A 22,021-nucleotide genomic window follows, 5' to 3' on the forward strand; every position below is an offset into this window, starting at 1 on the left:
TACGTATCCAATTTTACACTAACTTTGCCGAGTTTTTTGATTGAGGTAAATAAAAAATGGATAACAGTATCAGCAATAAACGTACCGGAAGCAACGAAATAGATATGCTTAACGGTCCGTTGTTCAAGAAAATACTGCTGTTTGCCCTGCCATTGGCAGCCAGCAGTTTGTTACAGGAACTTTTCAATTCGGTTGACGTTGCTGTAGTAGGACACTTCGTTGGAAGCGACGCACTTGCCGCCGTAGGAAGTAATGCACCTGTCATAGGATTGCTTATAAACCTGTTTATGGGTGTTTCTATGGGTGCTTGTGCTATAATCTCAAACCACATAGGACAGAATGACGAGAACAGCATACGCAAGGCTATAAGTACAGTAGAATGTGTAGCTGTCATCAGCGGTTTTTTCTTGTTGCTGCTAGGACAAGTAGCAGCAAGGCCCATACTGACATGGATGGGGACTCCACCGGAAGTGTTAGACCAAGCCGTAAACTACCTGCGTATATACTTTTTAGGTATGCCTTTTATAATGGCATATAACTTTGGAGCCGCCATACTGCGTAGTATGGGAGACACCCGCCGTCCTCTGTATATTCTAATTGCAGCCGGCATAGTAAATACCATATTAAACCTATTGTTTGTAATATACTTCCAAATGGGAGTAGCAGGTGTAGCAGTTGCTACAGGAATAGCCAATGCTGTAAGCGCAACCTTGATTATAAGACTGTTACGTAAAGAAAAAGAGCCATACAGACTACATTTCGATAAAATGAAAATCCATAATGTAGAATTAAGCCGTATGCTAAGAATAGGAATACCGGCAGGAATACAAGGTATGATATTTTCCATATCAAATGTAGTGGTACAATCATCCATAAACAGTTATGGAGCTGATGCCATAGCCGGTTCTTCCGCAGCACTCAATTTTGAATATTACTGCTATTTCATAATCCAGGGCTTTAACGGAGCTGCCATCAGTTTTATAGCCCAGAACTACGGAGCCGGAAAAATAGACAGGGTACGCAGGATTTTCTGGATTTGCATGTGCTCCAGCCTGGCCTTTTCCGCTGCATTCAATTGGCTTTTTGCATGGCAGGATGAGTTTTTCCTAAGTTTCTTTTCCAATATGCCTATGGTACACCATTACGGTGGCATTCGCATGCATATTGTTCTTGCAACACAGTTTATTGCAAGCAGTTACGAAATAGCCGGTTCTTCATTGCGTGGTATGGGAAAATCCATGACTCCTGCCGTACTGACTGTTTTCGGTACATGTCTGTTACGTATTGTCTGGGTATATGGAACATCCCCAATATGGAGAGGATATGATGTTTTAATGATGGTATATCCGGCATCATGGATACTTACCGGAATATTAGTATGCACTGCATATTATATAACTTTCCGCACTGAAAAGTTTATTACAGACAAATCAAAGAAATAAAATTTAAGGACACTATATCACGTATCTGACAAGCAAATCAAGTATTACCAAAAACGCCCTGCTATTCCGATTGAAATGGCAAGGCGTTTTGAGATACAAGTAAAAAAATCTTTTCTCTCTTTATTTTATACTGTACACTTTGAAATTGGCATATCTCGAATTACGGGTAAACATCTGTCTGAGCCCTATCCTACCTTTCGTTATAGCCGGAGCTGAGGAACCGTCAAAATAGAAAGTCTCATTCTTTCCGTCACCAGTGACATTCATATACAGCTGATCGCCATATTTTATCACCTTGATATGATAAGTCACTCCTATCTTGAACAAACCAGTATTGTAATATTCCGGTTTCAGATCCGTACCGTTAAGATTATTTCCAGGCATATATCTACGTCCTCTGATATACTCGTCTTTATTCTCCGATGGTACACCGGTCACGGCATAACTGATGTGATAGGTATTCATATTCCTGAAATATGTGCTCATGGCCGGAACTTTTCTCAAATTGTTCCATTTCGAAATATCCTCGGCATACTCACCTTCACCGGAACCTGTTGCCTGAATATAAAGGATATTAACAAAATAATACTTTGATGAATCCAATCTTGTAAAATCGTATTCTATCATAATATAACCTTCAAACTCTTTCTTTGTCCACAAAACAGTGTGATGCGCATCATTATAAGCCTCATCACCGGCATAGACTTCAAGTCCACCGTTGCGGTGTACCGCTTTGGCTATATCACCGTCCTTAAACCATTGCTTCTGCCAATCCTTTTTGAAAGAGTCTTCAAATACCAACTTCATATCCTTAGAAGCCAGTTTCTGAAATTCACCATAATATTTTTCAGACTGGGCAAAAGCTCCTATCTGAATAAGCAATCCTATCAATAAAAAAATACTCTCATATAAATTACATTTAGTTATTAATTAAAATCCAGGAATAATATTCAAGCCAGCACGTATCTGCTTCGTTTTATGCAGTTTCATCCATTCATCAAGCAAAGCCCTGTGCCGCTTAAGCTCCGTTTCATATCTTTTCTCTATAGCAAGATTTCTCATTTCACCACGGTCTGTGTTCATATCAAACAACTGTTCGCGATAATGTCCTTTATCATAAATCACATATTTGAAATCTTTTGTTCTCAAAGCCCAACCACGGGTGTTCCCACCTTTATCAAACATAGTTTCGGTAACTACGAAATCCTGATGTCCGGCATTTATATCACAATTTTCAACCAGTTTCCTATAAGAACGTCCAGGCAATCCTTCAGGCATTTTCACTTCAGCCCAGTCGCATACTGACGCAAAGAAATCCACACCATTGTTTACCAATTGAGGCAATTCCTTTCCGGCATTCTTTTTTCCCGGAAGAACTACTATCATAGGAACATTGATCACCTCTTCATAAAGAGCCGACTTCTGATTCCACTGATGTGCTCCCATTCCGTCGCCATGATCGCTGGTAAAAATGATAACCGTATTTTGCCATAATCCGTTACGGTCTATGGCATCAACCAGCTTGCCTATCTCCGCATCCACATGCTCCACAAGTCTGAAATACGCATTTCTGTATCTGCGCCAATCATCAGGAGTATAGTTTGAAGTGGGATAAGCACTATAATTCAAGCTCTTCTCATACCTTATCACATCGGCATCATACGGGTTAGGTTCATAATTCAACGGCAAACCCGGACACTCGGCAATGTCAGCCTGAGGAGTATCCGCATAAGGAAGATTTTGCTGACGTGCAAATTCGCATATATTATGAGGATTATCAAACGAAGCTACAAGGAAAAAAGGTGATTTATGCTTTGAGTCAAGATAATTTATGCACGATTCTGCCAGACCGAAATCATTATGGTCGTGTATGTTTCTGAACCCAAATTCCATATCAGGAATAGAAGCCGTATGTACATGCCATTTTCCGGCATAAACACAATCATATCCGGCATTGCTCATAAGTACACCAAGACTTCGGCTCTTCAGATTTTCCGGCATAGGATTACCATTACTAGGCATACCTATCTCATGGGCAAAATGTCCTGTAAACATAGATGCCCTTGAAGGTCCGCTTAGAGGTGTAGAACAATAAGCATTGCGAAACATTACTCCTGCCTCTGCCAAACGGTCCATGTTGGGGGTATGCAAGTCTTTGTTTCCCATACAACTCATGGCTGTTGCCGTCTGCTGGTCGGTCATAATATAAATAATATTAGGCTTTTCTGCCGACTGAACAAAAGCAGGAAGAACCATCCCTCCTACTATCAAGAATTTTTTCATAATAGATTTAATTAAGTTATTAAGTTATACAAGACAAAATTATAAAATAATACAGCAAATAACTTATACTACAGGATAAAAACTTTCAATATTATATATTTTTACAATAAAGACTTTAAAAAGAACGTTCACCTTGAATAGTTTTTACAAGTTCCAATACTTTATTGACTTCCGTTTCGCTACCCGATATTACCAATGACACCCCACCTTCTCTTCCTGATATTCCTCCTACACCGTATGGAAATACCTTCACATCGGCAAACTGGCGTATTGCTTCTATCTCAGTAAACACCGTACCTGTCCTGAACATATAAAGCCTTGGAACGGAATTTAGTCTTTCGTTACCGGCATTCAATGTATTCTCGAGTATCTGAAGATTTGCCGTGGTCTCTTTCTCCAGACCTATCGGAATTATAAGTTCTGCCTTACCTTCGCCTACGTAAGGAAGAATTTTATATGTAGTACCACCATTGGGAGCACCTATACAAACAGCTGCCTGCTTCATGGAATAGTTCAGAAGGTTGCCTCCTTTCATCACAATGTCACCGGGTTCAAGCATTTTCAAAGCCTCGTCATATGTTACATCCAACACCTTTCCATCCTTTATAACCACTTCCTGCATCTGACTCTTATCTGCATTCACCGGAGACTGACCTTCGGGAGCAAAATGACCTATAACGAAACTACCATGTTCAATACTCTTATTCAACAATTCCTCGGCTATATAAGTATTTGTAGTTCCTTTAGTGACAATAATCATCCCTTTTTCAAGTTTTTCTTTCACCGAAGGTATTGCCATTATTCCTTTGGCTATAAGACGCTTGCCTTCACTCACTGTCAGATTAACTCCGGCAAATACATCATCCGTAGAAGCCATTACTTCCGGAGTTGTTTTTACTACTTCTTTTTCTGCTTTTTGTGTACAAGATGTCATAAATGTTCCTGATAAAAATAAACCAAATACTATTAAACTTACTCTATTCATGATAGATATATTTCAAAACGGAATGCAAGTTACAAACAAACAGACACATTAAAAAAGGTTGCCTAAGAAAAAAATCTTAAACAACCTTACAAAATTATTTACAATTCAATTATTACTGCTTCATCAAATACTCCTTGAAAGAAACAAAATCCTTGCTCATAGGCACACTGAGTTTCTTTCCGCGCATGAACTCCTGAAGCTTCTCAGGAATCTTTACATCAGCACCTATAATGTTCTGAACAGTCTGAAGGAATTTAGCTGGATGAGCAGTTTCAAGGAATACACCTGTTTCACCCGGCTGCAATTCTTCTGCCAATGCACGATATCCACATGCTCCGTGAGGGTCGAGCAGATAACCGGTTTCTTCATATACCTTCTGAACAGTCTCGCTAATTTGTTCATCGGTATAAGTTTCACCAGATATTTCCGCTGCAATTGCATCGTGACTTCCTCCATACAAATCAATTATACGGGCAAAGTTACTTGGGTCGCCAACATCCATTGCATTTGCTATAGTAGCTATAGATGGACGTGGATTATACTCACCAGTCTTCAGATATTGATAGAAGATGTCATTACGGTTGTTAGCTGCTATGAAGCGTTTGATAGGCAATCCCATCTTCTTTCCGAACAGTCCGGCTGTAATGTTACCGAAGTTACCGCTTGGTACACAAACAACCAGATTGTCAGCCAATCCCTGTTTCTTCATCTGTGCGTATGCATAGAAATAATAGAATGACTGTGGAAGGAAACGTGCCACATTGATGGAGTTGGCAGAAGTGAGCTGCATGTGAGCATTCAGTTCCTTATCCATGAATGCGTTCTTCACCAAAGCCTGACAGTCATCGAATGTGCCGTCCACCTCTATTGCCGTAATGTTCTTTCCGAGGGTAGTGAACTGTTTTTCCTGAATTTCACTCACTTTACCTTTTGGGTAAAGTACATAAACATGAATACCTTCTACTCCAAGGAAACCGTTTGCAACAGCACTACCTGTATCACCAGATGTAGCAACAAGCACGTTCACCTCCTTCTTGCCTTCCTTACGGATGAAATATCCCAAAAGTCGTGCCATGAAACGTCCGCCAACATCCTTGAATGCCAAAGTAGGGCCATGGAAAAGCTCCAGTGAATAAATATTGTCTTTAACCTTTACGGCAGGGACATCAAAGTTCAGTGTATCATAGACAATGTGTTTCAAAGTCTCTGCAGGAACATCCTCACCGAAGAAAGCGTCAGCCACACGGTAGGCTATTTCCTGAAATGAAAGGTTTTCTATCTCGTCAAAGAATGATTTTGGCAAAGGCTTTATCTCGTAAGGCATATACAGACCTTTGTCCGATGCCAGACCTTTTACCACAGCTTCTTCAAGCGATGCGTCCGAAGCTTGTTTGTTTGTACTGTAATATTTCATAAGTTTCTTGTTATAGTTGACAAGGCAACAGTTACAAGTTGACAAGGTTATAATAATATGGGAAAAACCTATCTATTAACTTGTCAACAAGTCAACTCGTTACCTAAAATATTATTTCATAAATTCATTCATAAACTCATCCCTTTCCATTGTGCCATACACTCCGGATTTGCATGAAATCTCATCGTATGTCTGTACGCTGTCAAGCTCAATTCCCGGATAATAAATCAGGAAAGGAACAGGCTCATTTGTATGAGTGCGATGTTCGCATGGTGTAGGATGGTCAGGAAGTACGGCAATAGCGACAGGCTCATCCCAGTCTTTTACAGCCTCATATATCGGACCTACCGCACGTTTATCCAGGTTTTCTATGGTCTGAAGTTTTAAATTCACATCACCTTCATGTCCGGCTTCGTCGCTTGCCTCAATATGCAGATAAACGAAGTCATCCGTTTTCAGGGCTTCAATAGCAGCTTCTGCCTTTCCTTCATAATTTGTATTATAAAGTCCTGTAGCACCTTCCACGTCTATACATCTCAATCCGGCATAACGTCCGATACCACGGATTAGATCTACAGCAGTTATCACAGAGCCCTTCTTTATCTGAGGGTACTTCTGCGACAATGGTTCCATCTTAGGTCTGTAGCCAGGACTCCATGGCCATATACTGTTGGCAGGATCCTTGCCTTCAGCCATTCGTTTCAGATTTACCGGATGCGATGCCAGCAGTTCCTGAGATTTAAGAATAAGTGCATTCAGCAAATCTGCTGTTTCCTGAGCCTCCGGACATTCAGCCTTAATCATATTAGGGCGGAACGGCTGCAGAGGAATGTCATGAGGCGGAACGCAATGAAGATGCTTGTTACCGCCTTTTATTACCAACAGATGACGGTACTGAACCCCTGTATAGAAATGTATCCTGTCAGTACCAAGTCGTTCTTCAAGGAATTTAATAAGTTCGTCAGCCTCTTCCGTCGTGATATGTCCTGCCGAATGATTTTTAAGAGTTTCTCCTTCAACACATATAATATTGCAACGCATAGCCATATCTCCCGGCTCAAGGTCAACACCGATGCTTGCAGCTTCAAGCACTCCGCGTCCCTCATACACCGTAGGCAAGTCATATCCCATTACCGACATGTTTGCAACCTCGCTGCCTGGATGAAAACCGTCGGCTACTGTCTTCAGCATACCTGTACGTCCCATAGCTGCAAGCTTATCCATATATGGAGTCTTTGCGTATTGCAATAAAGTCTTATCCCCAAGGGCAGGTACTGGCCAGTCCGCCATACCGTCGCCCAGAATTATAATGTGTTTCATATCTGTTAGTTGTATTTATATATTCGCTATACTCATGATGTCGGCAAATACACCCGCTGCCGTAACACTTGCTCCGGCACCATATCCCTGAATGAGCATAGGATATTCATTATATCGTTCAGTAGTAATAAGTATTATATTGTTCGTTCCCTCAAGGTTATAGAAAGGATGATTAGCACCAACCTCCTGAAGAGAAACACTACCCTTTCCGTTTTCAAGTTTGGCAACAAATCTCCATCTCTTGTTGTTAGCCTCAAGTTCTTTTCGTTTAGCCTCAAAATCGGCATCAAGCTTGCTGATGTTCTTCCAGAAATCATCAATAGTACCTTCAAAGAATTCATCAGGTATGAAAAGGTTCTTCTCCACATCTTCCTGATTGAGTCTGTATCCCGCTTCGCGGGCAAGAATGACAAGTTTTCTGATAACATCCTTTCCGCTAAGGTCTATTCTTGGGTCCGGTTCAGAGTATCCGCCTTCCTTGGCCAGACGTATAGTCTCGCTCAAAGGAACATCACTGCTCAGCTTATTGAAAATAAAATTCAATGTACCACTCACAACTGCCTCAATTCTCAAAATCTTGTCACCGCTGTTGATAAGGTCATTGATGGTATTGATTACCGGAAGACCGGCACCTACATTCGTTTCAAACAGGAATTTAACTCCACGCTGACGTGCTATCTGTTTCAGTTCTTCATATATTTCATATTCCGAAGATGCCGCAATCTTATTAGCAGCTACAACCGAAATATTATGACTCAGGAAATCCTTATAAAGACCGGCTATCACTGGACTTGCAGTACAATCGACAAACACGGAGTTAAATATATTCATGCCGATAATCTCATCGTGAAGTACCTGTGGAGACGAAGGGATACCTTTTTCTTCAAGTTCCTTACGGTAATTCTCCAGATCAATTCCTCGACGTGTGAAATATGCCTGATGTCCGTTTGCTATACCTACTACTCTCAGACGCAAACCACGTTCCTTCATCAGTTTTTCCTGCTGACTGTGAATCTGCTCAATCAGACTGTTTCCTACCGTACCAATACCGCATATGAAAAGATTCAGTACCTGGTACTCAGACAAGAAAAAAGAATCATGGATTACGTTAAGCGTCTTACGCAATGACTCAGCCTCTACAACAAAAGATATATTGGTTTCCGAAGCACCCTGAGCACAAGCTATCACGTTGATACCGTTACGTCCAAGAGTACCGAACAGCTTACCGGCAATACCCGGAGTATGTTTCATGTTCTCACCGACAATAGCAACTGTCGCCAGATTGCCTTCTGCCATCATAGGCGAAATCTCACCCATTTCTATTTCCTTTGCAAACTCGGCATTAAGTACTTCGCAAGCCAATGCAGCATCCTCATTTCGTACACCAATTGAAGTAGAGTTTTCAGACGATGCCTGTGACACAAGGAACACACTGATACCGTTTTCGGCCAAAGTCTTGAATATACGGTGGTTAACACCAATCACGCCCACCATACCAAGACCTGTCATTGTGATAAGACAAGTATCATTGATTGACGAAATACCCTTGATAGGTTTGGATGAATGGTCAGAGTCCTGTTTGATGATAGTTCCCGGGGCTTCAGGATTGAAAGTATTCTTGATAAGAACCGGAATGTTTTTATGGCATACAGGATATATTGTAGGAGGATAAACCACCTTAGCACCGAAGTTACAAAGCTCCATTGCCTCAACATAACTCAGCTCATTTATAGGATATGCCGTACTGATTACACGTGGGTCGGCAGTCATGAATCCGTCAACATCTGTCCATATTTCCAGAATATCGGCATCAAGCGCAGCAGCGATAATGGCAGCTGTATAATCCGAGCCACCGCGTCCCAGGTTAGTAACTTCACCTGTATTCTTATCTGTAGAAATAAATCCCGGAACAAGTGAGACTTTAGGAAGTTCAACAAAAGCTTCCCTTACCAAAGTATTTGTAAGCTCTGAATCAAGAATATGTTTGTTATGCTTTTTCTCTGTCTTGATAAATGTACGTGAATCAAACCATACGGCACCCTCTATCAGAGTAGCAACTATTATGGATGACAAACGCTCACCATAGCTGACTATTGTGGCCGAAGTTTTTGGCGACAAGTCGCGAATAAGGAAAATACCCTGGAATATATCTTTAAGTTCGCTCAACAGTTCATTTACTCTGTCAAGGAGAACTTCTCTGTCTTTTCCTGCAGGAATAACAGTATAAACCATTTCAATATGACGGTTCACTATTTCCTTCATTTCCTTTTCATATGCCGAATCGCCCTCCGATGCCATTTTTGAAGTCTTTATCAGCTTGTCGGTTATACCTCCCAATGCTGATACCACAACTATTACTTTATCATCTATAGCTTCGACAATCTTTTTTACACTTACCATGCTATTGACAGAACCTACAGATGTTCCGCCGAATTTCAACACTTTCATACCTTTGAGATTATTGAATACGTTTCATTGTACGCCAAAGCAGTACAAAAAATAAAATGATTAAAACTTGAATAAAAAAGAAGAAAATGCTTACGTCCGTAAGCGTGTATCACGTAGAAACACATTATATATATACTCAACCCCGAGGGGTCATCCCAGTACCACATAATGTGACGAACGTACGCCCCATTCCATAAGTTGTGATATTGTTATAATGTGCAGTCATTTAGATTGAAATGTTTGTTAAAAGTTTTATCGTTGGCAAATATAAGAACATTTTTCTACAATCAAACACAAAAAAGGATTTTTTTGCAGTCAAACTTGTTTTTTTTGTGACAAAACAGACACATTACAATCGTTTATAAACAAATAAAGGAAGATGTATCAATCTATTTGTACACCTTCCTTTATCATATTACTTAGTATTTTTATTATTCAGCAGAACCAAAAAGGATATCCTCTCCCTGTATAAATCTAATATCACGAGGAATTCCTGCGCCGTTAATTTTATCAAGATCAGCCTGAAGAGCCGGAGTTATACCGCCGTTTTCTGTTCTAAACTTAGTTGCAAACTCAATATCACCGTCTCCCTGAGTCTTCAGGATAAGGGCAGCCCAAGAGTTCATGGCATCCTTGGCCTTTGCAAAATCTATCACATATTGTCCTTTTTCATCACGCGAAAAGGCACCGGCTTTTTCCATATAGTTGAAACACATCATATTTGCCTTACCATGTGATGAAGCAGCGCCAAATCTTACAGAACGTAAGATACCGGCAATATATGTAGCAATAGCATCTTCTGTTGTAATATTGGTAATTTCTCCCATTTCAACAAGTTTGGCCACCATGAACAGACCTAGAATATCAGCCTTGGCTTCTTCCCACGATGTTTTTTCTGTACCCATCACGGCATCCACACTACCCTTTCCGTTAATTGTTTGCTTTACTCCCAATCCGTGTGCCACTTCATGGAAAGTCACATTCCAGAAGAAAGCATCGAAATTAAGATATTTCTGTTGTTCCGGAGTAAGTATAAGTTCACCGATTGGCATAAGAATCTTTTCAAACTTCGCTTTCATAGCATTTCTCAGCTGAAGACGACGGGTTCCTTTCAGAGCGTGCACCCTGTCATCGTTAGGAAGATTGATTGCGATTGTCTTGCTTCCGGCATTACAGTCGCCGGCATAATAAACCGCATCATATACATTAAGGTCAGACGAAGTTCCTGGCACGAAAGTCTTGTATTCAGGAGCGCAAGGCAACTCTTTCTGAAGTGCCGGAAGCATAGAAACGAATTTTGCAAGATCCTTGCTCCTTGCCTCGTCTTTCAGAAGTATAAACGATTCGTATGAAGTTTTTGTTTCACGGAACTTGTCATCATAGCTTTCTATAGGTCCTGTAACAAAATCAATCTTGCTTTCCTTCATATCCATCCATGCAAGGTCACTTTCAAGATAATCATCAGTCTTGAAAGCTTCAATACGTTTTTCCAGATAAGCCTTCAGTCCCGGATCTTCTGCTAGGGTTACAGCCTTTTCCAACAGAGCACAAATCTGTCCTATCTCTTCGGCATACTCATCATGATACCATACGCTCTTTAGCGAACCGTCTTCATTCCTTCTTATCACTGTGTACCATGAGTCTTTGTTTTCATCTTCGAAAGCATCAAATTCCTCAGCTGTTATATCATGAGGATAGTAATTGCATACATCAAGCTTTTCGCCATATCCGGCAATGAAAGGTTTGTTATTATCCAAACGATCCCATGCACCATAATGAATCATGGCAAATTCTTTGGTATAGCTGTCAGCTATAGTATCAAGCTGTGCTTTGTCACCGAATGTCTGTTTCCAGAAAAGGTCGTCAGTAATTTTTCCAACCTTGAAGAATATCTTCACCAGCTCTTTTTCATTTTCGCTAAGTCCGTTAACCAGATCCGATTTCAACTCTACAGGTGCATACTCCTCCACTTTTGCTTTCATAGGAGACTCCTGTTGTTTCTGATTGCTGCACGACAATGTAGAAGCTACTACTGCAATTCCTAACATTGATGCCGATAAATTTAGAAGTTTCTTTTTCATAATTTATATAATGAATTGTTTATTCCTTTGGCCAGCGAAGATAGTAAAAAGATTTTGATTAGAAATAAATCACTTAAATCCAAGAACTATAATTCCACCTCTTTTATACAACCTGTGTGATTATAGAACACTTTATTTCCCCACAAAGAATAAAACAAAGCATACTTATCAACTCCCGAACAATGACATACACCCAGTTCGTCCGGCAATGAGTTTTTCAATCCATTTACTATTACATCATCCTTATCTGACGAAGCATTATGTATATGGAAACCACCTATAATCATTTTTAAATGGTTTTCATTAAAAAACGAAGACACACTGCGTAAAATATTGGTTATCCCACGATGTGAACATGCACTAAGCAATATCATACTTTCTTCTCCTTTCAACACTAAAGCCAACTCATCTTCGAAGCGGTCAGGTATCAACTCTCCGTCACGCTTTACAATAAACTGTTCAAAATGGGTATCATCTTCATTGATTACAGGCAAATCAGGAAATATCCATATTCCTGGAAGTATCTCCGTAGTTTTATCCACAAATATAAAACGCGACATATCCATACGTACAGCATTTCTGATACCATTTTCGCGATTTCCCTTAAACTTAGGATTCAGAGCCTCACGTTTACAGAGTACTTTCGCTTTCTTGTTTATTTCAAGAAACGCTTCAAGACCTCCAGAATGGTCACTATGTCCGTGCGACAATACAAGGTAATCAACACGCTGCAAATCGCAATGCAACAAACGTGCATTACGTATAAATAAATCAGACGCACCTGTATCAAAAAGTACTACGTTACCTCCCGCCTCAACATATAATGACAAGCCATGTTCAGCCTGCAGCTTACGACCATAAACACAGTTTTCTACTAATGTTGTTATTCTACATTTCATATTTTTATATACAAAGAATTAAAGCTATCAAATGCAATTATAGTAAAAAAATTCTACAATAACATTATAAATATCGGTATTATAAAAGTGTAATGCAAATAAAAACATTTCAAGAACAATATAAATGCCCGACCTGCTTCTTTCCAACAGGCCGGGCACATAATTAAATATCAAATACAAATATTATCAGAAATTACCTTTGTTCGCATTATCCCACCAAACATGAGTACCACCTTTATCACCGGAGAATCCTAATTTACTTGTATTTTCATCATTCAAGAGTTTTATTCCTGATTTCTCAAGTTCAGCTGCATTGGTATTATATTCATTTTCTGCATATATAACACGACGAATACCTTCAGTTGAGTCAATAGCTCCATTACTTTCGTTTACAAAAGCAGGGAACAATCTAGGATATCCGGTTCTACGCTGTTCAGCCCAAGCTTCTGTTGATAATGGGAACAGTGCAAAATACTTTTGAGTTATGATTCTTTCAAGTTTTTCTTCCTGAGTTGCTCCTTCATCCCATTTTACACCCAACTTATTCAATGCTTCCACACTCAATTCAGGCCTAATCGGATCATTATAATCTATCTGGGTTGATGTTCCTGCAATATAGTCTTCTACAGCATTATCAGCATACTGTTTGATTCCCGCATAATTACCACGATACTTAAGCTCGTTTTCCATTGATTTACGGATACCGTCTTCATATAACTGCTGTACGCTTTCATTACCTATATTCCAACGAAGTTTCGCTTCAGCAAGCAGGAAGTAAGATTCTGCCTGTTTAAATATAGGAAGAGGTGCTTTAAATATACCAACTTCATTCTTGTAATCAACCCATGAAGAGAAAGAAGCCCAGTTATTAGGTTTGTTAGGCAAACCGCTGGCAAATCGTATTCCTAAATACTCCTTATTTGCTTCAACAGCAACTGCTTCTGACTTATCAACCTGTTTATCATCTTTCCAATATGTAACTACGTTATTTTCATCTTTCTTTTTTGAATAACCTTCGCGTAAGACATCATCAATATTCTTTGTCATATATAATGGCTGACGTGGATCCTTCATTCCAGTCATTAAAGTTACGAGATTAGCGTTAAATCCGCAGTCACCCCAGTTAAACATCAGCCACATATTATTATCAAGACCTTTACTAATAAGAATATCCTTACCACCATTAGCCAGAGTATTCTTTGCAGCATCTGTAGCTATCTGTTTTACGTCTATTCCTACCTGATTCATTTCATCCACACGTTTTGACAGACGCAGAGCCATACGCAATCTCATGGTGTTAGCTATTTTTAACCACATTTCTGTATCGCCATTACACCATACATCGGCACTCTTCAATTTCGCCTTTTCATTTTCTGTCATCGATTCAATAGCAGTGATAGCTTCTCCCAAATCGGTCAACATTATTTTATAAAGCTGCTGCTGACTATCGAAATAATACGATGTGGTATATTCATCAGCTTCAAGGATTGAAGTATAAGCCAAAGGACCATATGCATCTGTAGTCATCAGTGTTCCATAAGCCTGAACTATACTCATAACAGCAGCAAGACCATTTTCTCCGTCAGCCTTACATGCTGCAATAATACGTCTGGTATTATTGAATATATGAAGATAGAAGTTTTCATGCATACCACCGCTATGACCACGGTTTTCACCCAAGTCACCATTAGTGAATCCACCGTTAGGAGTCATGAAATAACCACTATATAGGTCAATAGTAAGGTTTGTCCAAAACTGGAACATATTCTGCTGTGGAGGATAACAATAAGTCATAGGTTCCAACCACTGAGCCGATGCCGGCAAATCATTTGGATCAACCTGAACATTACTGGTATTAATTCTTTCAAAATCATCTATACAAGAGGTAATCATATTCCCTCCCAATATAGGAAGCGCCATAATCAAAGCGCATTTCAATATTTGTTTACGTTTCATAGTTGACATATATTAGAAGTTAAGTTTAAGGTTCAAACCGAAACTGCGTGAAGTAGGCAAACCAAACATATCCACTCCTTGGATACCATTGCCAGTACCTGCAGAAATATCCGGATCCATAGGCGCATCCTTATAGAAGAAGAACAAGTTACGTCCGATAACCGCTGCTGTAAGATTCTTTCCTGCTCCAAACAGATTGCGGAAAGTATATCCGAAGCTCAATTCACGCAGACGTACATTAGTTGCATCATATACATAATTCTCATTGGCATAAGGAGTATTGAAGTTTGAGCAACCTGTTGTAGTGTACCATGCTTTTGGATCAAATTCCACTCCGTCAACAACCACCTTTCCTGCATCACGTGCATCACCTGTACGTTTGGAAACGCCCCATCCGTCAAGTGTAGCCTCAGTCATTGACAATACCTTACCGCCAAAACGTGCATCAATCAAGAATGAAAGAGAGAAATCTTTGTAATAGAAAGTATTAGTCCATCCTGCAAATACCTTCGAATTCATATTTCCAGCATATTCAAGTTCGTTAGGGCCGTCACCGCTAATAACAGGTTTTCCTTCATTCATTATAGGCTTGCCGTTTTCATCACGCATGATATGACGAACATACAAATCCCCATACTGTCCACCCTCTTTCAGGATAATCTTGGCACCACCAAAGTCTGTAAGAGTCAAACCATTAGGAAGTTCATCAACAAGTTCCTTTATGATATTCTCATTATACGAGATATTGAAATCAGTACTCCAGCTGAAATTGTCATTAAACTGCTGATACCAGCCTGCTGTAAATTCAAATCCCTGGTTCTGAACGTCACCGGCATTTACATAGCGGTTTCTCAATCCTGACTGATAAGGAGCAGATACAGAGAAGAACTGGTTTTTGGTATTAGTCTTATAGTAAGTAATAGCCATTGTCAAACGGTTCTGGAAGAATGTACCTTCAAAACCAAATTCCATAGAATGTGTCTTTTCAGGTTTCAAAGTACGGAAAGGAGCATTTTCAGGAGCACCGATAGCACCATTACCGTCTTTTACGAAGTGATAAAGAAGATTTGTTACATAAACAGGAACGTCATTACCTACTATAGAGTAGCTTCCGCGTAACTTTAACAGATTAACATTCTTACCCATATCTACAAATCTGTCCAAAAGCAAGCTGGCACCTACAGAAGGATAGAAGAATGAGCAACTTTCTGTATAAGCAAGTGCAGATGACCAGTCGTTACGTGCAGAAAGATCCAGGAACAATCCGTCTCTCCATCCCACCTGAGCTGTAGCAAATACAGCATTCAATCGTTTCTCTGTATTCCAGAAGTCTTCATTACCAAGAACGAAAAGATTCTTATAATAGTTGTTTGGAGCAAAAATATTAGGATAATATACATTTCCTCCTTCTTCAGGAGAAATAAATTTTTCACCTTCAGCCAACATATCCACATGCGATGTCTTGCTCTTTGTGAAACTTGAACCTGCAGTTACAGACAACATAAAGTCATTGAATGTATGATTATAGTTCAAAAGGACATCACCGTAAAGCTGGTCACTAAAGTATCTGTTATCCTTAAAACGTCCCATTGTATATTTATCACCGCTACTTGATGCGTAAAGATTATTAGTCCAATGTTCTTCACCACGTTCGTAACGCATACGTCCCTGTATATTAAAATCTGGTGTAATATCCCATTTAACGCTACCACCAAATTCATATCTGTTACGATCAACGATAGAAGCCTGACGGTTCAATACCCAATATGGATTACTGAACTGTTCCTGTTTAACGTTTGTCCAGTTTTGCACATTAATACCTCTTTCAGGATCAAACACTTCAAAGTTTTCCTTATATCCGTCCCAGTCCTCACCTCTTGGGAACAAATAAGCTCCAGTCAAAGGATTGAACAGATAACCTGCAGCAGCCTGGTTCTTGATATACTGATTTACAAATTTAGCATTGAAATCTACATGAATATTTTTCAGTACATTAAAGCCAACCTTAGAGCTCAAGTTGTGGCTACGATAATCATTCGTAGGAGTTATACCCTGAGAATATACATTTCCATATGAGAAATAAGACTGTATGTTTTCATTACCACCGGCAAGAGATATAGAATTGTTGGTAGTGAAACCTGTACGGTAAAATTTCTTCAGATAATTTGGAGCAGGAGAATCCAGTTTGTTACCCCAGCTGTAAGTACCGCTGTCGCTCATACCATAATTGTTTTGGAATTCAGGCAAAAGCATCGGAGTTTCCATAGTAGTATTGCTGGAAACATTTACAGACACCTTACCAGACTGAGCAGACTTGGTTGTAATCATGATAGCACCGTTAGCAGCCACAGCTCCGTACAAGGCAGCTGCAGAAGCACCTTTCAGCAAGGTGATTGAAGCAATATCATCAGGATTAATTGTTGACATCACGTCACCACCGTCTCGCTGTCCACCCCAGTTGCTGTCAACCTGATCAGAAGAAACAGTAGTCATCACCGGAACACCGTCAACAACGATAAGCGGCTGGTTACTACCGCTGATAGATTTACTTCCTCTGAACTGGATTTTAGAAGAACCACCGGCACCTGTAGAGTTAGGAGTAATCTGTAAACCTGCACTCTTTCCTTGCAGTGCGTTAATCATATTGACACTCTTCACATCATTTACATCCTTACCTCCTACAGTCTGAGCCGAATAGGTCAGTGTTTCCGATTGACGCTGAATACCCATAGCAGTCACCACCACTTCACCCAAACTCTGGGCATCAGATTCCATCACTACATTAATTATCTTACGATTACCAACTGTTTCTTCAACACTTTTCATACTTACATATGAAAAAACAAGAATGTCATCAGGAGAAGCTTCAATAGAATAATTACCGGAGAAATCGGTAACAGTACCAGTCGTTGTACCCTTTATAAGTACATTTACACCAATTAATGGTTCATTCATTTCCTTGTCTGTCACAGTACCCTGAACGATTTGAGCCTGTGCATACAACGAAGTTAGAAACATCCCTACCAGGAATGTCACTACAGAAAGAGAAAATCGCTTCTGCATAGTATTAAATTTAAAAATAAAACAATGTTGCTATATATTCTAAAATAAAGCAGTTTAGTTTTTTCGGTTCAATAAAGATTTAATGCTAACATCACAAATATAAAAATATTTTTTCAAATAAATAAATAAAATGAAATAAAAATACTCGGAAAGAGACTCCATTTATAAAAAAAACGAGGCATATACAGAGATAACTATTTAACTTTCAAGATATTAACAAAGGTGATATTTTAGAACTTCATATAAAATAAATAATTATACAGTAGAAACAAATGAAAATAATCCCACATTATAATAATGGGAAATAGCGGAAAAAGAATTCATAAAAGTCAAAGGACCGGTTTTATGTGCAGTATTTGAACAGAAAGGAGATAAAATTCAAGCACTAACCAATCTAACATATTGAGCAATATTTTAGCAATATAAATTCTTTTTATCACAATAAATAACGAAATCAATAACAACTATATTTATTATTTATTGCCATCTAGAAAGCAACAGTTAATCAAACCCATTATATAACCAACAGAAACAATAGTTAAACAGTTCAAGATGTTAAATACTCGTTTAGAATTAACAATTACCTAGACGAAGTACTTCAATAAAACAACAAAGAATTCCAATTAAAACGACAAAGAATATCTTTCAAGATGACCTGTCATTTTTATAAAGCGCTTGGATCCGGCTAAAAACATTGAAAAAAGCAACGTTTTTTCTCTATTTGGGAAATAAAAACAGCGTAAATTAAAATATCAATAATGCAAAAACAAAAACGTATATAAAACATATTTAAAGCATATACCCATAATATGCGACATATAAAAATCCACATATACGATTATATAACTTTTTACCATTATCACAACTTCCCAGAAATCATTTATTACCATCAAACAATAAATCGTCTGCAAAATTCAGACTCTCAGCTTAACCAATTATCATTTTGTCAAATTGTCATTAACAAAAACATATATAGCCTATACATAAACCAATGAATATTATAAATTGAAAAACTGTGTTTTTCATTTGTCTCTACGCTCACCTTTCATTACTTTTGCATATTATACATTATCAAGCTCAACAATGGCAAAAGACAAAACAGTATTCGTATGCACAAACTGCGGACAGGAGTCACCAAAATGGATTGGCAAATGTCCTTCATGCGGACAGTGGAACACTTTTTCGGAAGAAGTGGTGAGAAAGGAAACACCTGTGGCAAAGCATGCCGCCCACGGTATTGAATCCATTCGTTCAAAGCCACAATATCTTAAGGAAATTGTTTCATCGGATGAACAGAGAATTGACCTTATGGACGACGAGCTGAACAGAGTGCTCGGTGGCGGACTGGTGCAAGGTTCGCTCACACTGCTTGGCGGCGAACCGGGTATAGGCAAGTCAACACTAGTTCTGCAAACAGTACTACATCTGACCAACAAAAGAATACTGTATATCTCAGGCGAGGAAAGTGCGCGACAACTCAAGCTGCGCGCGGACAGAATAAAGCATAACGGAGAGAGCGAACTGCTCATAGCATGCGAGACCTCGCTGGAACAGATTTTTGCCAATATAAAGAGTACTTCTCCGGACTTGGTTATTATTGACTCCATACAGACTATTTCTACAGAGAATCTCGACTCATCGCCCGGAAGTATAGTACAGGTGAGAGAATGCTCGGCAGCAATACTGCGATTTGCAAAGGAAACGGGAAGTCCGGTCATACTGATTGGTCATATCAACAAGGAAGGAAGCATTGCCGGGCCTAAGGTATTGGAACATATCGTTGATACTGTACTTCAGTTCGAAGGCGACCAGCACTATATGTACCGAATACTGCGAAGCATAAAAAACCGTTTCGGAAGTACCGCCGAACTGGGTATATACGAGATGCGTCAGGACGGTCTGCGTCAGGTAAGCAATCCTTCTGAACTGCTGCTCACACAGGATCATGAAGGAATGAGCGGAATTTCCATAGCCTGTGCAACTGAAGGTATCCGTCCATTCCTCATAGAAGTACAGGCTCTGGTAAGTACAGCGGCATACGGAACACCTCAACGCTCGGCAACAGGGTTCGACATCCGAAGAATGAACATGCTGCTTGCCGTACTGGAGAAACGTGTAGGGTTCAAACTGGCCCAAAAGGATGTATTCTTGAACATTGCCGGTGGACTGAAGGTGAACGACCCTGCTATCGACCTGGCTGTGATAAGTGCCATTCTGTCAAGCAATATGGACACCGAAATAGAATCGGGAGTATGTATGGCAGGCGAAGTGGGACTGAGCGGTGAGATACGCCCTGTGAACAGAATTGAACAAAGGATAAGCGAGGCCGAGAAACTTGGTTTCACACGTATGCTGGTGCCAAAACATAATCTGCAAGGACTGGACAAAAAGAAAATAAAGATTGAACTTGTTCCTGTAAGAAAAGTGGAAGAAGCATTCAGGGAACTTTTCGGATGAACATAAAGACTAAAACTTAATTAAGATGGTAAACGAATATCAACTCAGAATATTGCCTGAACAGGCTGCAAGCGAACAGTCGCTGAAGACATATATCAGCCGCAAAAAGGGGCTTGACATCAGAACTATCAATGCCGTGAGGGTACTGAAGAAGAGTATCGACGCACGTCAGCGTACCATATATGTAAATGTTAAGGTACAGGTGTTCATCAACGAAGTGCCGGACACACAGGAATATACTCCTACTGAATACAAAAACGTTAGCGGAAAGCCTCAGGTGATTGTTGTGGGCGCCGGTCCGGGAGGACTGTTTGCCGCACTGCGACTGATAGAACTTGGGCTTCGTCCGATAGTAATTGAACGCGGAAAGAACGTACGCGAAAGAAAAGAAGACCTGGCAAAAATCAGCCGCGAGCATAAGGTTGACCCTGAATCGAACTACAGTTTCGGTGAAGGTGGCGCAGGTGCATATTCCGACGGCAAGCTTTACACTAGAAGCAAGAAGCGAGGCAATGTGGATAAGATTCTGAATGTGTTCTGCCAGCACGGAGCCAGCACCTCAATCCTTATAGACGCACATCCTCACATCGGAACAGACAAACTGCCGAGGGTGATTGAAAACATGAGAAATACCATTCTGGAATGTGGTGGAGAAGTTCACTTCAAGACCAGAATGGATGCCATTATTATAGAGAAAAATAAGGTTGTTGGCATTGAGACCAACGACGGAAGGACCTTCAGAGGTCCGGTGATACTTGCCACCGGTCATTCCGCACGCGACGTTTACCGCTGGCTATATGCCAACGGCGTGAAAATGGAGACTAAAGGTCTTGCCGTAGGTGTACGTCTGGAGCATCCGTCAATGCTTATCGACCAGATTCAGTATCACAACAAGAACGGAAGAGGCAAATACCTTCCGGCGGCTGAATACAGTTTCGTACAGCAGGTTGACGGACGCGGTGTATATAGCTTCTGTATGTGTCCTGGCGGTTTTGTGGTTCCTGCCGCAAGCGGCCCTCACCAGCTGGTTGTAAACGGAATGAGCCCAAGCAACCGTGGTACGAAATGGAGTAACTCGGGTATGGTGGTAGAAATTCGTCCTGAAGACTTGAACGACCCTACCCTGCAACTGCAGGCATGCGAAGTGATTGAAGGCTCTGCAGAACAGCAGACAGAAGAATTGATACGCAAGACTGCCAAGGATGGAGAACAGTCGGTTCTGGCAATGATGCAGTTCCAGGAAAGACTGGAACAGATATGCTGGCAACAGGCAAATATGCGACAGACTGCTCCCGCACAAAGAATGGTAGATTTCACAAGAAAGAAACTGAGTTACGACCTTCCTGTCACTTCCTACAGCCCTGGCATCATATCATCACCACTACACTTCTGGATGCCTAAATTCATCAGCGAACGTCTGAGCAAAGGATTCGAGATGTTCGGCAGAAGTTCGCGCGGATTCCTCACCAACGATGCGGTGATGATAGCAGTGGAAACACGTACATCGGCGCCTGTCAGAATTGTACGCGACAACGAAACGCTGCAGCATGTCACAATAGAAGGACTCTTCCCTTGCGGTGAAGGTGCAGGTTATGCCGGAGGAATAGTATCGGCTGGGGTTGACGGAGAGAGATGCGCGGAGGCTGTTGCGGCATTCATGCGAGTTTAAATAC

The 22,021-nt window shown here is 40.3% G+C and carries 13 protein-coding genes; 3 read left to right on the plus strand and 10 right to left on the minus strand.

Translation table 11 applies throughout. The annotated features are described in order from the left end of the window. The first annotated feature begins 56 nt into the window (after nt 1-56). Nucleotides 57-1,442, plus strand: coding sequence for an MATE family efflux transporter (locus NW213_RS07775; protein WP_204391214.1), 1,386 nt, complete (start codon nt 57-59; stop codon nt 1,440-1,442). Between the two features lie 120 nt (nt 1,443-1,562). Here the strand turns inward: NW213_RS07775 and NW213_RS07780 are convergent, their stop codons facing one another. The 10 genes from NW213_RS07780 to NW213_RS07825 all read right to left on the minus strand — a co-directional run bounded on the left by NW213_RS07780 (nt 1,563) and on the right by NW213_RS07825 (nt 17,891). Continuing rightward, a complete protein-coding gene (locus NW213_RS07780) occupies nt 1,563-2,333 on the minus strand; it encodes a YesU family protein (protein ID WP_258322400.1) in 771 nt (256 codons plus the stop codon). 39 nt (nt 2,334-2,372) lie between these two features. Beyond that, nucleotides 2,373-3,725, minus strand: coding sequence for a sulfatase (locus NW213_RS07785; protein WP_375338124.1), 1,353 nt, complete (start codon nt 3,723-3,725; stop codon nt 2,373-2,375). A 115-nt stretch (nt 3,726-3,840) separates the two neighbouring features. Beyond that, nucleotides 3,841-4,659, minus strand: coding sequence for a hypothetical protein (locus NW213_RS07790; protein ID WP_258322401.1), 819 nt, complete (start codon nt 4,657-4,659; stop codon nt 3,841-3,843). A gap of 163 nt (nt 4,660-4,822) precedes the next feature. Next, nucleotides 4,823-6,124, minus strand: a complete 1,302-nt coding sequence (gene thrC / locus NW213_RS07795) for a threonine synthase (protein ID WP_235339958.1) — start codon at nt 6,122-6,124, stop codon at nt 4,823-4,825. A gap of 111 nt (nt 6,125-6,235) precedes the next feature. After that, nucleotides 6,236-7,444: a cofactor-independent phosphoglycerate mutase gene (locus NW213_RS07800; RefSeq protein WP_258322402.1), complete on the minus strand. Its 1,209-nt coding sequence runs from the start codon at nt 7,442-7,444 to the stop codon at nt 6,236-6,238. A 15-nt stretch (nt 7,445-7,459) separates the two neighbouring features. Next, on the minus strand, nt 7,460-9,892 hold the full coding sequence (gene thrA / locus NW213_RS07805) for a bifunctional aspartate kinase/homoserine dehydrogenase I (RefSeq protein WP_204391239.1): 2,433 nt from the start codon (nt 9,890-9,892) through the stop codon (nt 7,460-7,462). A 431-nt stretch (nt 9,893-10,323) separates the two neighbouring features. Further along, entirely contained in the window at nt 10,324-11,973 is a 1,650-nt protein-coding gene (locus NW213_RS07810; RefSeq protein ID WP_258322403.1) for a Zn-dependent hydrolase, read from the minus strand. Nucleotides 11,974-12,059: 86 nt separating this feature from the next. Further along, nucleotides 12,060-12,872 (minus strand): MBL fold metallo-hydrolase, encoded by an 813-nt coding sequence (locus tag NW213_RS07815; protein ID WP_258322404.1) that lies wholly within the window; start codon nt 12,870-12,872, stop codon nt 12,060-12,062. A 186-nt stretch (nt 12,873-13,058) separates the two neighbouring features. Then, nucleotides 13,059-14,828, minus strand: a complete 1,770-nt coding sequence (locus NW213_RS07820) for a SusD/RagB family nutrient-binding outer membrane lipoprotein (protein ID WP_204391250.1) — start codon at nt 14,826-14,828, stop codon at nt 13,059-13,061. A 12-nt stretch (nt 14,829-14,840) separates the two neighbouring features. Continuing rightward, the gene (locus NW213_RS07825; RefSeq protein WP_258322405.1) at nt 14,841-17,891 is read right to left on the minus strand and encodes a SusC/RagA family TonB-linked outer membrane protein; all 3,051 of its coding nucleotides are present in this window, start codon (nt 17,889-17,891) and stop codon (nt 14,841-14,843) included. A 1,083-nt stretch (nt 17,892-18,974) separates the two neighbouring features. Between NW213_RS07825 and radA the strand changes: the two genes are divergently transcribed. Then, on the plus strand, nt 18,975-20,348 hold the full coding sequence (radA, locus tag NW213_RS07830) for a DNA repair protein RadA (RefSeq protein WP_258322406.1): 1,374 nt from the start codon (nt 18,975-18,977) through the stop codon (nt 20,346-20,348). 25 nt (nt 20,349-20,373) lie between these two features. Beyond that, the gene (locus NW213_RS07835) at nt 20,374-22,017 is read left to right on the plus strand and encodes an NAD(P)/FAD-dependent oxidoreductase (RefSeq protein ID WP_258322407.1); all 1,644 of its coding nucleotides are present in this window, start codon (nt 20,374-20,376) and stop codon (nt 22,015-22,017) included. The last annotated feature ends 4 nt before the right edge of the window (nt 22,018-22,021 follow it).

The sequence above is a fragment of the Bacteroides sp. ET336 genome, assembly GCF_024733815.1.
Lineage (GTDB): Bacteria > Bacteroidota > Bacteroidia > Bacteroidales > Bacteroidaceae > Phocaeicola > Phocaeicola cellulolyticus.